Source organism: Paenibacillus amylolyticus, assembly GCF_001570725.1.
Taxonomy (GTDB): domain Bacteria; phylum Bacillota; class Bacilli; order Paenibacillales; family Paenibacillaceae; genus Paenibacillus; species Paenibacillus amylolyticus_A.
The window spans coordinates 288121-303282 of record NZ_BCNV01000001.1; the positions used below are offsets into that span (position 1 = coordinate 288121).

The window sequence follows — 15162 nt, forward strand, 5'->3', positions numbered from 1 at the left end:
TCGTATTTTAGTAGATGGAGCTAAGTAGTTGAAAGATAGAATTTAGAACATAGGAGAAGGGAGGGCATAAATGGACGTATCAGAACATTACATTCAATTGCGATTGAACTTTCTGCATGTGCATGATGAACAAGAAATACATACAACGGTAGGTGAACTCGCCCATCATTTGTGCTGTACCATGCGTAATATGAACCTCATTATGAACAAATTCAAAGAGAACGGATGGGTCATGTGGAACCCGCAGCGCGGTAGAGGCAAAAAATCGATACTTGTCTTTTGCGTCCCGCTGCTTCATGTGGTTCGTGAACGGTATGACCATCTCCTGAATGGGAACAGGATCGAGGACGCCTATGAACTTGTCTCCACCTTACCAATTACGATGCGAGAACATCTGATGCAGCAAATGCAGCATCAATTCGGTCTGCGTTCGAACGAAGGGGCCAGAGGGCGAGTGGATACATTACGGATTCCGCAAAATACGCCGTTTAAGACTCTCGACCCAACGCAGACGGCGATGTGGGGAGAAGTTTTCATCATTGCAGAGGTGTTCGATCGTTTGGTTCGCTATAATGCTGAACGTCAAGTCTGCGAGCCGAGTCTGGCTATGGCATGGGAGAGTCATGCAGATGGAAGGGAATGGACCTTTTATCTGCACAAAGGCATACCTTTTCATCATGGAAAGATTCTGGATGCAGAGGACGTCAAGTTTACCTTTAATCGCATTATCTCCGACAGGAGTAACCCTTGCAGGCCGCTGTTTGGTTCGATTGAGAGCATAGAGGCGTATGACCAGCTGACTGTACGTTTTGTGTTGAATAAGCCAAACTTCATGTTCCCGGATCTGATGAGCAGTATGTGTGCATCTATCCTGCCTAGAGATGTGGAGATGAACCCGCTTCATCCGATTGGAACAGGACCTTATCGTTTGACTCGTCATGATTCGAAGCTGCTTGTGCTTGAGGTGTTCAATGCCTATTTCAGAGGCCGGGCTTATGTGGATCGTGTTGAAGTGTGGCAGCTCCCTCACTCGGCAAAGGCGGAGTCCATCATCAAGCATGATTTATTTCCGGATGCACAACCTCGTGCCGTACAGCATGAGATGCAGGGCGGTGTGTATATGACGTTTAATATGCAAAAGGAAGGGCCGCAGCATGATGTGAATTTTCGTCGGGCTGTTCAACAGCTATTGAATGCGCATGAGTTGTCGGAAGCGCTCGGGAGCACGAACACGCAGGCTGCCTATAGTCTGATTCGAGGACGAGTTCAGAAGCAGCATCTAACGGAGAGACCGGATCAAGGGGTGCCGTGGAAACAGCAATCGAAGCAACCGGATGGTTCTGCTAAACCAGTACTTTCCGTGGAGTCTTCGCTGGCGCGCGCCTCAGCATTATTACGTCGCAGCTCTTACCATGGGCAAATGTTATCTCTGTGGGTAGAAGAAGGAGAGAAGATGGAGGCGGACATGATCTGGTTTGCAGAGAGATGTGAACAGATTGGTCTACATATATGCATTATTCCGGGAGACCCGGTCCATGCAGTCTATCAAGATGGATTCAGGGATTGTGATCTGATCTATACAGGAGAAGTTTTCGATGATCATGTCGTGCTGAGTCTCGTGACGATGTATACCTTCCAGAACACGTTATTCCTGATTGCGATGAATGATTACTGGAGACATGAACTGGAACAGGAATGTGGACACGTTGTCATGATTAAGGAACCTGCGGAGCGGTTGAATAGATTGATTCAGTTGGAAGATCGATTGATTCAGGAGGCGCTGCTTCTGCCCACCTACAGCTTCAAGGAAGAACATGCCCATCATTCTTCTCTGCGTGGTTATCATGTTGCGGGACATGGTCTGCCTGATCTGCGCCGATTGTGGGTGAAGAGAAGACCTGGTACCGCTGAAGAGGATACGAGTTATCCAGTGTATATTCCGTTGTGGTAGGTAGGATTGGCTACCACAACGGAATGAATCAGGTGTTCATTTACGAAACTCTGGTAAATTCAATAGGCTTCGTACCCGGCTCAAGCAGCAAAGGAATGGAGATGGATTGAGCGACGCCTGATAATTCATTCAGGGTGAACGTATATATGACCTTCAGACCGAATAACACGAATTCGACCGAAAACGTATCTTTTCCGGTGTATTCCATAGGCATTTCGATCGCGTTAAAGGTTGCCTGCAACCCGTCCGTTGTTTCCTGAATGGACATTTCGCCATAACCAGGATGCGTGTAAATACCCGCATAAGCGGTGAGAGGACGATCAAACGGAGCAACTTGAGGTTCTTCAATGTTTTGCTCAACAGCAGTTTCTGGGTGAATAGATAATTCCGAAGTATTCTCCGGATTAGTCTCTGTTTCTGCTGGTTCTTTTCCCATTAATTTGCTCATTCTGGAACTCCAATTAACGGGCTCCAATCCAAGCAGTCGGTCCATGATATGAAAAGCAACCGTATACGGGATAACACTTCCGTTGGTATTGCTCATTACTACGATCCCGATCTGCTCCTCTGGCAAAAAGGCAACCTGTGACGTAAAGCCGTCAATACCCCCACCATGATGAATCATGGCATGCCCACGATACGGCTCAATCATCCAGCCCAGACCATATGTACTAACAGGCAGCTCTTTGCTGTTGAATGCTGAATCACAAGCCATCTGAGGACTGTGCATAACCTTCATCTGTTCCTTAGAGATCAAAGATTGTCCGTTCCACTCTCCTGAATGCAATTGGAACTGAAGCCATGCGATCATGTCGACCAGATTACTGTTAATGGAACCAGCTGGGCCAACAGCGTCAATAGCTCGAAATGGTATTCTTGTATGCTGACCATCCTGTTCCATATAAGGACAAGCATAGTCAGTCTGAAGCTGCATCTCATCGACAGAGAACAGGCTTGAGTTCATACCTAGGGGGTCAAATAGAGACTTTTGAACAACCTCTTCCCACGAATTTTCTTTCAATTGTCCAACCAGATAACCTGCCGTCATGTACATCATGTTCTGATACTGCCATTTGTTTCGGAAATCTTGATTCGGCTCCAGATACTGTAATGTACGAACAAGTTCTTCTCTTGTACGTGGGGAGTTGTACCATACCAACTCATGTCTTGGAAGACCGGAACGATGACACAGCATGTCGCGAATGGTGAGACGTTCTGTTGCCACCGGATCGAACATCCGGAAATCTTTCATATAGGTCTTCACAGGTGCATCCCAGTCCAGTATCCCCTGATCCACAAGCAGAGCAGCAGTTGCTGCGGTAAAGGCTTTGGTACTTGAACCGATGGCAAACAGCGTATTGGGGGTAACTTCAAGTTTGGACTCCAGATCACGGTACCCGTAGCCTTTTTGCCAGATGACTTCATCCTTATGGATTACAGCCACCGCTGTGCCGACACCTTTCCATAGTTGAAGTTGCTCGTCGATGAATTCATCCAGTCCTTCCAGTGATGCGCGAAGCTGAGTTGTCGTCATACCTTCCCCTCCCGATATTCAATGAAATGGATCGTTTCCTACAATCCACTATGCCTTTTCTGGATAAAGTTAACATCCTACCCGAGACTGATTTTGCGTAGCAATGCCGTATTAACTGACTTCACTGCATGCTTGTCAAACTAGTCCGCATATATCGAACAAGTCCCTCATAGACATGTACTAATCAAGTAGGGGTTCTGCTGCAAGCACAATCCTGAAGTGAAAACATGTGCTAAAGGGGATGATGTCATGCGCCGAATATCATGGATGCTTGCCATGGTATTGGTCTTATCGGTCTTGCTTGCCGCCTGCGGGAAGAAGGATGCGGCAGCTGTGGTCAAAGATCTGAACGAAGTCGTAGGAGAGATGGAAAGTTACCAGGGGGCAGGCGTGATGACGCTGCATACCGGAGATACGCCGCAGCAGTACAAGGTCGAGGTATGGCATCAGAAGCCTTCCTATTATCGTATTGCGTTAACCAATGCCAAAAAGGATGTAACACAGATTGTCTTGCGTAACGATGAGGGTGTGTTTGTTCTGACGCCTAGCCAGAACAAGAGCTTCCGTTTCCAGAGCAACTGGCCAGATAACCAAGGACAGGTATATCTCTACGAAACATTGATTCGGAGCATTACGGGGGATACGACCCGTCAGTTTGCGGATGAGAAGGAGAGCTATGTTTTTGATGTAGCTGCCAATTATAATACACATGCACTCGTCAGACAGAAAATCTGGCTGAACAAATCGGATTACGCTCCGAAACAGGTGGAGGTATCCGACTCCAATGCCAATGTGGTCGTGGATGTGAAGTTTGATTCCTTCAAATTCGGTGCTGCATTTGAGAAAGACGCCTTTGACATGCAACGTAACATGACAGCCAATACAGAAGAAGGCGGCAAAACGGGAACAGACTCTGGTGTGGCTCCTGCGGAGCAAACAGGTAATGAGGGCGGTAAAGAACCTGCCAATCCTCAGACTGCGCCAGAACCAGACGGAGCTGTCACGGATGGACAGTCGGGTGTAGGTGTTGACACAGAGCAGCAAGGTACAGAGGGTGCTGCAACAGGTCAGGAAGGCGAAGAGCCGACACTTGCAGAACCGGAAGGGGCAGACAGCTTCGGCGTGATTCAGCCGACCTATGCACCGGAAGGCGTGCAGCTCAAGGATGATCAGATTCTGGAAGAAGCGGGAGACTACTCGGTTATGCTTCGTTATGAAGGAACATATAATTACACAATATTTGAAGCCAGACCACAGGATCGAGCCGTATCGCTTGCTCCATCCAGTGTAGTGGATCTTGGATTCACACTGGGGATGATCAGCGGAGATGCATTGCAGACTCTGACATGGATGACAGATGGCATAGAATATCGGATCACCAGTGCCGACCTGCCTCAGAACGAAATGGTACGCATTGCAACATCGATGCAGGAAGAGTCAGGCAAATGATTTTTGAACAAATGAACGAATAGTAGCATAAACATAAGGAATGCTAAGAAGCATCGGAGACCCGTTCTCCGGTGCTTTGCTTTGATGTGAGACATGTGTACATCTGGGACTGTTTTTTCTTACTCCGAGCACCCAATAATGCAAAACGCGCTTCTACACATAGGGAACCGGGTAAATAATCGATATAAGCAGATTTTTGCTGGGGTGGAAAGTGAAATTTTGCCCTGCCAATCTCGCTTATTGGTCTTCTTCTGTGTTCGCATTTGTTCCTCAAACGGCGCACCTTGCATCTGTTTTTGAATGCGAAACTTCGGTTCATTTGACAGTCACATGCTGGAGCATTACGATGGAGTCTGACGTGAGCCGGATTAAGATGATTAGAGAAGGTGACTTAACGTGCAAGGACAATATCGGCCGACCGAAGCGGAGATCAATTTGGATCATTTGTGTACTAACGTAGAAGCTTTCCGCGAGGCATTGCCTCAGGGCATGAAATTCCTCGCCTGTGTGAAGGCCAATGCCTATGGACACGGAGCGGTGGAGACGGCTAGAGAACTGGAACGAGTGGGTGTGGATTACTTAAGTGTTGCTTTTCTTGACGAAGCTCTGGAACTGCGACAACATGGGATTACGATTCCAATTCTGGTATTGGGTTATACGCCGCCGGAAGGGATCGCTGTTGCTTGGAAACATGATGTGACCATCACGCTGTTCAGCAGGGAAGTGCTTGATGCCATTCGACATCTGGATGCGAGCACATTCGCTAACCAATTGAAGGTTCATATTAAAATCGACAGCGGTATGGGCCGATTAGGTCTGTTGCCTGGCGATGAGGCATTGGCTTTCATAGAGGAAGTGGCCTCGCTCGATCAGGTGATGCTGGAAGGTATGTTTACCCATTTTGCCAAAGCGGATGAAGAAGACAAAACCTATACACTGGAGCAGTATCGACGGTTCCAAAGCGTGGTTCATGCGCTCAGGGATCAGGGATGTGTCATCCCGATTATACATACGGCGAACAGCGCCGCTGCCATTGATACACCGGAATTATCCTATGATATGGTACGTGTAGGAATCAGCCTGTACGGATTGTATCCTTCGGCTCAGGTGAATCATCAGGTGGTGAAGCTGTCCCCGGTATTGACGCTGAAGACGAAGGCGGTTCTGGTTAAAACACTGCCACCCCATTGGGGGATCAGTTACGGAACCCGTTATGTTACACAAGGGCATGAACGAATAGCGACCCTGCCGATCGGCTATGCAGACGGATTCTCAAGAATGCTGACAGGTAAAGCACAAGTGCTTGTGCGCGGCCGCCGCGTTCCTGTCGTCGGTACGATTTGCATGGATCAGTGTATGGTGTCGTTACAATCTTTCGCGGAAGAAGCGGAAGAAATTCAAGTCGGCGAAGAGGTTGTCCTCATCGGTCATCAGTCTGGTGGCGTTATAACCGCAGACGAGGTGGCAATCCAGCTCGGTACGATTGCTTATGAAGTGATCTGCATGATGGCGCACCGCATTCCACGGGTCTACACCCGTGGGGGAGCAGAAGTCGCCAGAATCAATCCACTTTTGACATCCTGACAGGTGAACTGGACGTCATTACCAATAAACTTTTTTTCAGAACAGAAGGAAAACTGTCGGAGCATCTCGAATTATGTATGACGATAAGGATTTAAATCCTGAAATGAGATGTTTGGTCTGTACGAATATTGTTCCCCGTGTTTATAATGGAGTACAGCATACTTGATATACTCGGGGCATATATATTCCTTTGTATAAAAGTTCTGGAAAAACGTAATACTGGTTCACAATGGCGAAAGGTTTGTGGGGGTGGAAGAAAGGTGGCCAACTTGCAGAACACCAAGCGGATCATGATCAGTTTACCTGATTATCTTTTGCAGGAAGTGGATGGCATCGTAGCGCTGGAGAATTCCAACCGCAGCGAATTGATTAGGCAGGCTATGAAGCTGTATTTGACGGAGCGTAAGAAACGTTACATCCGTGAAACGATGCAGCGCGGATACATGGAGATGGCAAAAATTAATCTGACCATGGCATCCGAAGCCTTTCATGCGGAGGAAGATGCGGACAGCACTCTGGACCGCTTAGTTAGCGGGGTGTAGACATTGATCGTAAAACGTGGTGACGTTTTTTTTGCGGATCTTTCTCCCGTTGTCGGTTCCGAGCAAGGTGGAGTCAGGCCTGTTCTGGTGATCCAGAATGATATCGGCAACCGGTTCAGTCCAACTTGTATTGTGGCGGCTATCACCGCCCAGATCCAGAAGGCAAAGCTGCCAACGCATGTAGAAATTGATGCGGCGGCACACGGCTTTGACCGGGACTCGGTTATTTTGCTCGAACAAATACGGACGATTGATAAGCAGAGGCTGACTGACAAGATTACCCATCTGGACGAGGAGACCATGAAATTGGTCAACGAAGCCTTACAGATCAGCCTGGGTTTAATCGATTTTTAAGGCAGCAACCAGCGTCTTGTACGCTGTCCTGCCGTCCGTTGGCAATGGATGTTCCTGTGAGGGAACACACTAATTTCAGACTGTAACCAAAAGAGCGTATGGCATCCTTCGGGCTGTTGTACGCTCTTTTGATTAAAGCTTGATGAAAGCGTAGAACATTGGCGATCTTTTCGTTATAATGGAACCTGAGAAACCGTTTACCCGAAAGACCTATATATAGAGGTGGAGGAGACATATGAGCATTTACATCAATCAAGAGAAACTTCAGTTTCATTTACAAACCCGTGAGGCCAGTTATGTATTTCAGGTACTGCCTTCAGGATATTTGGTGCATTTGTATTATGGCAAAAAATTACGCGACACCGATCTGAGCTGGTTGCATGTTCGTACAGAACGAGCATCTTTCAGTCCGAACCCGGTACCAGAGGACCGTACGATTTCATTTGATACATTGGCAGTGGAACTACCCGTGTATGGCACAAGTGATTTCCGTAATCCGGCAATCCAACTGGAACTTGAGAATGGCTCAACGGTTTCGGAGTTTACGTATACAGGCCATCGATTGGTCAAAGGAAAGATAGCGCTTACTGGATTACCAGCAACGTATGTTGAATCCGATGAAGAAGCAGAGACGCTGGTTATTGAGTTGGAAGACCGCGTTGCAGGCATCAAAATTGAGCTTTCCTATACAGCCTTTACGGCATTTAATGCGATTACACGCTCCATGCGTATCGTTAATGAGAGCGCTACCTCAGTGAATGTGGTGCGTGCGCTCAGTTCTTCTGTTGATTTCCCGCATGCGGATTATGAATTGTTGCAATTGTCAGGTGCATGGACACGGGAACGTGATATCGTTCGCAGACCGCTTGCTTCAGGCTTGCAAGGGATTGAGAGCCGTCGTGGTTCAAGCAGTCACCAGCAGAATCCATTTATTGCACTGATGACACCAGGCACAGATGAAGATCAGGGTGAAGTCTACGGATTCAGTCTCGTCTATAGCGGTAGCTTCACTGCACAGGCTGAAGTGGATCAGTTCCACACCACCCGTGTGTCGCTCGGGATAAATCCGTTCGAGTTCAGCTGGAAGCTGGAGGCACAGGAAGCGTTCCAGACACCTGAGACGGTTATGGTATATTCGAATGCAGGTCTGGATGGTATGTCTCAGTCCTACCATGAACTGTACCGGGAGCGTCTTGCACGTGGTAAGTTCCGCAATGCGGAACGTCCGGTTCTGGTCAATAACTGGGAAGCAACTTATTTTGGATTCAATGCGGACAAGATTGAACAGATCGCTCGTGCTGGACAAAAGCTGGGTATTGAGCTGTTTGTCTTGGATGATGGTTGGTTTGGACACCGGGACAGCGACAATTCCTCGTTGGGCGACTGGATTGTAGATAAGAACAAATTGCCACAGGGTCTGGATGATCTGGCTAACCGGGTAACAGGTCTGGATATGCAGTTCGGATTGTGGTTTGAGCCGGAGATGATCTCACCAGACAGTGAGCTGTACCGTGCGCACCCAGACTGGTGTCTGCATGTGCCAGATCGTCGTCGGACAGAAGGACGTCAGCAACTGGTACTCGACTTCTCTCGTCAGGATGTACGTGATGAGATTGTACGCATGTTAACAGATGTACTTGGTTCGGCACCAATCACTTATGTGAAATGGGACATGAACCGGAATATGACGGAAGTGGGTTCTGCGTTGCTTCCGGCAGACAGACAGCGTGAGACAGCGCATCGTTACATGTTGGGGTTGTATGACGTCATGGAACGAATCACTTCGGCATTCCCGAACATTCTGTTCGAGAGCTGTTCAGGTGGTGGTGGGCGCTTCGATCCAGGTATGCTGTATTACATGCCACAGACGTGGACAAGTGACAACACCGATGCGATCTCCCGTCTGCGGATTCAATACGGTACGAGTCTTGTGTACCCAGTGAGTTCGATGGGATCGCATATCTCGGCGGTACCGAATCATCAGGTGAACCGGATCACTTCTCTTGAGATTCGGGGACATGTTGCAATGTCGGGCAACTTTGGGTATGAGTTGGATCTGACGAAATTCACGGAGGAAGAGAACGAAATCGTGAAAGCGCAGGTTGAGCTGTACAAAGAGATCCGTGGAACGGTTCAATATGGAACATTCCGCCGTTTGCTCAGTCCGTTTGAAGGCAATGAGACAGCGTGGATGTTTATTGCACCGGACGGAAGCGAAGCTGTTGTATTCTACTTCCGCGTGCTCTCTGAGCCTAATGCGCCACTTCAGCGCCTGAAGCTGAAAGGATTGGACCCTAATGCGGATTACCGTCTGAAAGGCGGATCAGAGACCTTTACCGGCGATGCCTTGATGTATGGCGGTATTTCGGTAGGCAGTGCATCAGGAGACTATCTGAGCGAAATGTTCCGGTTCGAGCGCGTCTAGATAAGTGAATTACATTTTATTTACACGGATACTACGATGACAGAACAACCTTCAATCGCTGTTATCCACAGTTTTTTTTGATTCCCTTTTCTCAAAGGGAAAATCCGGAGATAGCGTATGCTTCCGATGTAGCTTTCTTTCAGAAAGCTTTTAGGCGAGTGTATACTTTCGAAGTAGCTTTCTTACAGAAAGCTTTTAGCTTCGCTTTTTCAGGCTTTTTCTGTCCTCTCCGTTATCGTGTAAATGAGCAGTTTCACTTATTAGATTGCAATTGCATTTAAAGTTTTAAAAAAGGAAAGACCGGGGGGCGTCGTGTGGACGTTTTTCGGTCTTTTTTTGCTGTAATGGGGAAGGCTGGAGGATGACATCATTCTGTCAGAACTTGTATGCTTGCGGATTGATGGAAATCTGGACGTGATTTTGTGATAATATAGGGTAGAGTGGAAGAAACAAATGGTTCAACTATACTGTAATTACAGCAGCAAAGCTGCCCTGAAATGATTGTAACGAACGATTCAGGAAGGAAAGAGGGATTTATTTTGTCTGAACAGGAAACGGTTCTGGAACCCAATGAAGAAACAATAAAGGCAGAACGCCATGAACGAATCATCAAACAGGTAGCCAAGGAACTGTCACTGTCCTTGAAGCAGGTCCGCACAACGTCGGAGCTTCTGGACGAAGGCAATACGATTCCATTTATCGCCCGCTACCGTAAAGAAATGACTGGAGAGCTGGATGAGAACCAGCTGCGATCAATTGAGGAACGCATTGTCTATCTGCGCAATCTTGAGGATCGCAAATTGGAAGTCATCCGTATTATAGAGGAACAGGGCAAGCTGACCGGAGAACTGAAGAACTCCATTACCCAAGCTGTGAAGCTGCAGGAAGTGGAAGACTTGTATCGTCCGTTCCGTCAGAAGCGGAAAACACGTGCCAGTGTGGCCAAGGAAAAAGGTCTTGAGCCCCTTGCTGTATGGATCTGGGGTCAACCGAAACAAGGAGATACACTCCAGGAAGCTGCGAAATATATCAATGCTGAACTGGGTGTAGAAGATGCGGAGGCGGCGCTTCAGGGAGCCAAAGATATTCTCGCGGAGAACATCGCAGACGATGCTGCCATTCGTGCCTGGATTCGTCGGTACACCTTGGATCACGGCATGCTGACTTCGGAAGCGAAGGATGCGCAAGAGGAGTCTGTGTACGAGAATTATTATGATTACCGCGAATTAGCCAAAAAGATGCCTCCACACCGTATTCTCGCGATTAATCGCGGTGAACGTGAGAGTATTCTGAAAGTTGGCCTGGACGTACAGGCAGAACCGGCCCATCGCCATATGGAAGGACAGATCATTCGTGGTGCTTCTGCCGTGCAGGATATCCTGCGTGATGTGATTGAAGATGCTTACAAGCGGCTGATTGCGCCTTCCATCGAGCGTGAAGTTCGTGGAGAACTCACGGAAAAGGGCGAAAATCAGGCCATATCGGTATTCTCGGCCAATCTGCGTAACCTGTTGCTTCAACCGCCGATTCATGGCAAACGTGTGCTGGGGGTCGATCCAGCCTATCGTACCGGTTGTAAGCTGGCTGTAGTAGATGATACGGGCAAGTTGCTGGAAGTGGCTGTGACCTACCCAACGCCACCACACAACAAGAAACGTGAAGCTGCGGAAGTATTCCACCGGATGATCAAGCAATATGATATTGGACTGATCGTTATAGGTAACGGTACGGGATCGCGTGAAACGGAGCAGTTTGTTGCCGAGATTATTCAGGAGAACGGTGATGAAAGTCTCGTATATCTGATTGTTAACGAAGCAGGTGCAAGTGTGTATTCTGCATCCAAGCTGGCGCAAGAAGAGTTCCCAGATCTGGATGTAGCCGAGCGCAGTGCAGCTTCCATTGCTCGCCGGGTACAAGATCCGCTGGCGGAACTGGTTAAAATTGATCCCAAAGCTATTGGCGTGGGTCAATATCAGCATGACGTATCCCAGAAGATCCTGGAAGAAAGCCTGAAGGCTGTCGTGGAATCCGCAGTTAACCATGTAGGTGTGGACGTGAATACGGCTTCACCTTCGTTGTTGTCATACGTTGCTGGGGTTAATGCTACGATTGCCAAAAACATCGTGAAGTACCGTGAAGAAAATGGCCGGTTTACGAACCGCCGTCAGCTTCAGAAGGTACCGCGTCTGGGTGCCAAAACGTATGAACAGTGCGTAGGATTTATGCGTATTGGCGAGGGCGAGAATCCGCTGGATCGTACACCGATTCACCCTGAGTCCTACAAGGTGGTTGATCAGCTGTTCAAGGAGCTTCAGGTTGCACTGGACAAGCTGGGAAGCAAGGAATTGTCGGTGTTACTGTCGGAGCAACAGCCAGAGCAACTGGCCGTGAAACTGGACGTAGGTGTGCCTACATTGCGTGATATTCTGGACAGCTTGCAGCGCCCGGGTCGTGACCCGCGTGAAGAGATGCCATTGCCAATCTTCCGTACGGATGTATTGAAGATTGAGGATCTGGTGGAAGGCATGGAGCTGCAAGGTACAGTTCGGAACGTAATTGATTTCGGTGCCTTTGTTGATATTGGAATTAAGAGTGACGGGCTTGTCCATATCTCGCAGCTCAGCAACGGGTATGTTAAACATCCGATGGACGTTGTGTCTGTTGGGGATAATGTAACAGTCTGGGTTATGAATGTGGATACCAAAAAAGGCCGTGTCGGCCTTACGATGAAGAAGCCTGCTTCTGCGCAACAGTCTTCCTAAGTAATAGGATTGGAGAACAGCCTTCCCTGACAGGGAAGGCTGTTTGTGTCGACAATAATGGTCCCGTTATCCGTTCTAATTCCTCTGGTAAGTACGATGGCTATGATCATGGGCTTTTGCTTAAAGTTCGTGTTCAAAAGCGGACTGTTTGAACAACCTCTTAAAGTTCGTTCTCCGCGCTGCGCGGTGTGCCATTTGCTGGTTTGTTACGATAAAAGAACCAGCATTCGTTCAGCAACTTGATTTGCCGGCTGTCCTTTTTGTGAAATGCACGCATCAGTTGATTGCAAAGCCATTGAGGCAAGGGTATCTCCTCCTCTTGCATAATTCATCTGTACGTTAGCATATGTGGCAATAGCCTGGACTGTGCGGGTTAAGTGAAGGACACTGGCAAATCAATATTAATACCAAAAAGCACAAATCCCAATTCAGGGAGATGCGCTTTTCGTTCTTGTCATTTTTAAAATGAGATCTGGAGTGAATTAGAGAGCTTCCATCTCTTCTTCATACCATTGTTCCAATTGGGCCTGAAGCGCCCGAATTTCGGTAAGTAGGGAAATCAAGGGATAATGGCTTTCACGTAGTGCTGCAAAAGATTCTTCAAGCGCATTGATATAATCAAGGCCACCGATAATGGAAAGGTTTTCGTTCAGGAGATCCAGGTTGTCACATTCGGCAATCGCCCAAGGCAGGACAGGGACATCTGCTGCAGTGAGTTTATCGATTTCCTTGTGCAGGCGCAGATTGAGCGCACTGAGTTGATAGGCGTAATCCGCCGGCATTTCCACAAACTGCAATTGTTGTTCCTGCTGCAAGATGACATAGCGCATTGTAGGCATAACGAGTAATAATCTCCCCTCATACATTCTACTTGACAGTGTAGCCTACGAAACGGTTAAAATTCAAGTATTATGCGGGAAAAACAAATGCTCCGAGGGGGTGCAAGGAGAGGATACCGATGGAAAATGAGGAATTGCAACAATGGATTGAACAGGTATCACTGGATCATTTCGGAGTGCCGTTCACCCATGAAGCGTTGTTTAACGGTCGCCTGACCACTACAGGTGGACGTTATATGCTCAAAAGTCACCGGATTGAGATCAATCCCCATCAACTCGAAGCCTACGGGCGGGATGAGGTTGAAAAAATTATCAAGCATGAGCTGTGCCACTATCATTTGCATATTCGTGGACGCGGCTATCAGCATCGTGACCCGGAATTCAAGGCTTTGTTGCAGAAAGTGGGCGGTTCGCGTTACTGTCAATCACTTCCTGACGGCAAAGGCAGAAAACCTCTGCCCTATCGTTATAAGCTGGTGTGCAAGAGCTGTGGTACGGAATATTTGCGCAAGCGGAAAATAGATCCGAAGCGTTACCGCTGTGGTCGTTGTGCGGGAAAACTGGGTCTTCAGAATATCTGATGTGTGCATCGTTCACTGCACGTAAGAAAGTGATGAAAGGCATGTTGACTTGGATTATTAATCATGATAAATTAAGTTAATCAAGATTAATTTTCCCTGATAGCTCAGTTGGTAGAGCACTCGACTGTTAATCGAGTTGTCACAGGTTCGAGCCCTGTTCGGGGAGCCATTTCTTGGAGAGATACCCAAGTGGCTATAAGGGGACCCTCTGCTAAGGGGTTAGACTGCGTAAGCGGTGCGAGGGTTCGAATCCCTCTCTCTCCGTTCTGAATTACCAAAAAATCCTCTTCACATTAGACCGATTAACGGTCAGTGTAAAGGGGATTTTTTGCGTTCTCATCCTTGGTTGTCCCTCATAGACGCTTCTGCTTAAAGTGAAATGCCCAACACCTCGTATAAACCTTTCTTGCCAGCATCCGTTACTTCGACAGAGCGACTTCCTGTTTTTTGACGAATCCAGTCCAGTTCCGATAATCGATGTCTGAGTTGTTCCCCAAGCATACCCGAGAGATGATGACGGCGTTCGCTCCAATCCAGACATTTACGAGCGATGGCACGGCGTGACCCCGGCTTCACTTGAAGTTCAATACCGAACGTAGTAAACCACTGCATTCCTTTCTCTGTAACTTGATAATCCTTGCTATGTTTCTCTTCGGGCTCTGAAAGATAACCCTTCTGTAGTAAGGTCTCACAGAGCGAGATTCCTAATTTCCCAGCCAGATGACCATAACAGGTCCGTGCATAACTCAGTTGTTGAAGCTGATCGGATTGTTTGAGAGAGCGGATCTGTACAGGTGGAGCAATACTGGCCATCGTTTCAATCAGATTAGCAATTTCGTTGCTTGCCAGACGGTAGTATCGATGGCGTCCTTGTTGTTCGACTTCGAGTAATCCTCCCACTACGAGTTTAGCGAGATGGCTGCTTGCTGTCTGGGGAGTGACGCCTGCCATATGAGCAAGCTCTCCTGCGGGCAACGCCCGCCCATCCAGCAAAGACGACAGAAAAATAGCGCGGCTTGGATCAGCAATTAACGACGCAACAACAGTAATATTTGGATATACATTCATACTTCGATCATATCTGAACTATTCCTGTATTACAATTTTGTTCTATCGTCCCTACGGGTCAGATTGAGGTTAT

Annotated in this window: 12 protein-coding genes and 2 tRNA genes; 10 read left to right on the forward strand and 4 right to left on the reverse strand. The window is 47.9% G+C overall.

The genetic code is table 11. From position 1 onward, the window contains the following. Positions 1-70 precede the first annotated feature (70 nt). Complete coding sequence (locus PAHA3_RS01185; RefSeq protein ID WP_062833102.1) at positions 71-1951, forward strand: ABC transporter substrate-binding protein; 1881 nt, start codon at positions 71-73, stop codon at positions 1949-1951. A gap of 40 nt (positions 1952-1991) precedes the next feature. On the opposite strand, the gene PAHA3_RS01190 is transcribed toward PAHA3_RS01185, so the two are convergent. Further along, positions 1992-3485 carry a serine hydrolase gene (locus tag PAHA3_RS01190; protein ID WP_062833103.1) on the reverse strand — a complete coding sequence of 498 codons (1494 nt, stop codon included), beginning with the start codon at positions 3483-3485 and terminating at the stop codon, positions 1992-1994. A 249-nt stretch (positions 3486-3734) separates the two neighbouring features. On the opposite strand from PAHA3_RS01190, the gene PAHA3_RS01195 reads away from it, so the two are divergent. The 6 genes from PAHA3_RS01195 (at position 3735) to PAHA3_RS01220 (ending at position 12601) form a co-directional block, all read left to right on the forward strand. Next, positions 3735-4934, forward strand: coding sequence for an outer membrane lipoprotein-sorting protein (locus PAHA3_RS01195; RefSeq protein WP_062833104.1), 1200 nt, complete (start codon positions 3735-3737; stop codon positions 4932-4934). A 396-nt stretch (positions 4935-5330) separates the two neighbouring features. Further along, on the forward strand, positions 5331-6518 hold the full coding sequence (gene alr, locus PAHA3_RS01200) for an alanine racemase (RefSeq protein WP_062833105.1): 1188 nt from the start codon (positions 5331-5333) through the stop codon (positions 6516-6518). A gap of 260 nt (positions 6519-6778) precedes the next feature. Continuing rightward, positions 6779-7060 (forward strand): CopG family ribbon-helix-helix protein, encoded by a 282-nt coding sequence (locus tag PAHA3_RS01205; protein ID WP_017690037.1) that lies wholly within the window; start codon positions 6779-6781, stop codon positions 7058-7060. A gap of 3 nt (positions 7061-7063) precedes the next feature. Beyond that, a complete protein-coding gene (locus PAHA3_RS01210; protein WP_024630714.1) occupies positions 7064-7414 on the forward strand; it encodes a type II toxin-antitoxin system PemK/MazF family toxin in 351 nt (116 codons plus the stop codon). 235 nt (positions 7415-7649) lie between these two features. Further along, positions 7650-9839, forward strand: coding sequence for an alpha-galactosidase (locus tag PAHA3_RS01215; RefSeq protein ID WP_062833106.1), 2190 nt, complete (start codon positions 7650-7652; stop codon positions 9837-9839). Positions 9840-10378: 539 nt separating this feature from the next. After that, positions 10379-12601, forward strand: a complete 2223-nt coding sequence (locus PAHA3_RS01220; protein ID WP_062833107.1) for a Tex family protein — start codon at positions 10379-10381, stop codon at positions 12599-12601. A 160-nt stretch (positions 12602-12761) separates the two neighbouring features. Here PAHA3_RS01220 and cmpA read toward each other — a convergent pair whose 3' ends face one another. Beyond that, entirely contained in the window at positions 12762-12905 is a 144-nt protein-coding gene (cmpA, locus tag PAHA3_RS29745; protein ID WP_017690033.1) for a cortex morphogenetic protein CmpA, read from the reverse strand. Between the two features lie 178 nt (positions 12906-13083). Beyond that, positions 13084-13440, reverse strand: a complete 357-nt coding sequence (locus PAHA3_RS01225) for a hypothetical protein (RefSeq protein WP_062833108.1) — start codon at positions 13438-13440, stop codon at positions 13084-13086. 119 nt (positions 13441-13559) lie between these two features. Between PAHA3_RS01225 and PAHA3_RS01230 the strand changes: the two genes are divergently transcribed. The 3 genes from PAHA3_RS01230 to PAHA3_RS01240 all read left to right on the forward strand — a co-directional run bounded on the left by PAHA3_RS01230 (position 13560) and on the right by PAHA3_RS01240 (position 14285). Then, complete coding sequence (locus tag PAHA3_RS01230; protein ID WP_062833109.1) at positions 13560-14021, forward strand: SprT family protein; 462 nt, start codon at positions 13560-13562, stop codon at positions 14019-14021. Positions 14022-14114: 93 nt separating this feature from the next. Further along, positions 14115-14190: transfer RNA gene (locus PAHA3_RS01235), tRNA-Asn, on the forward strand. 6 nt (positions 14191-14196) lie between these two features. Further along, positions 14197-14285 (forward strand) — tRNA-Ser (locus PAHA3_RS01240). A 105-nt stretch (positions 14286-14390) separates the two neighbouring features. On the opposite strand, the gene PAHA3_RS01245 is transcribed toward PAHA3_RS01240, so the two are convergent. Beyond that, positions 14391-15089, reverse strand: coding sequence for an ArsR/SmtB family transcription factor (locus tag PAHA3_RS01245; RefSeq protein WP_062833110.1), 699 nt, complete (start codon positions 15087-15089; stop codon positions 14391-14393). Positions 15090-15162 lie beyond the last annotated feature (73 nt).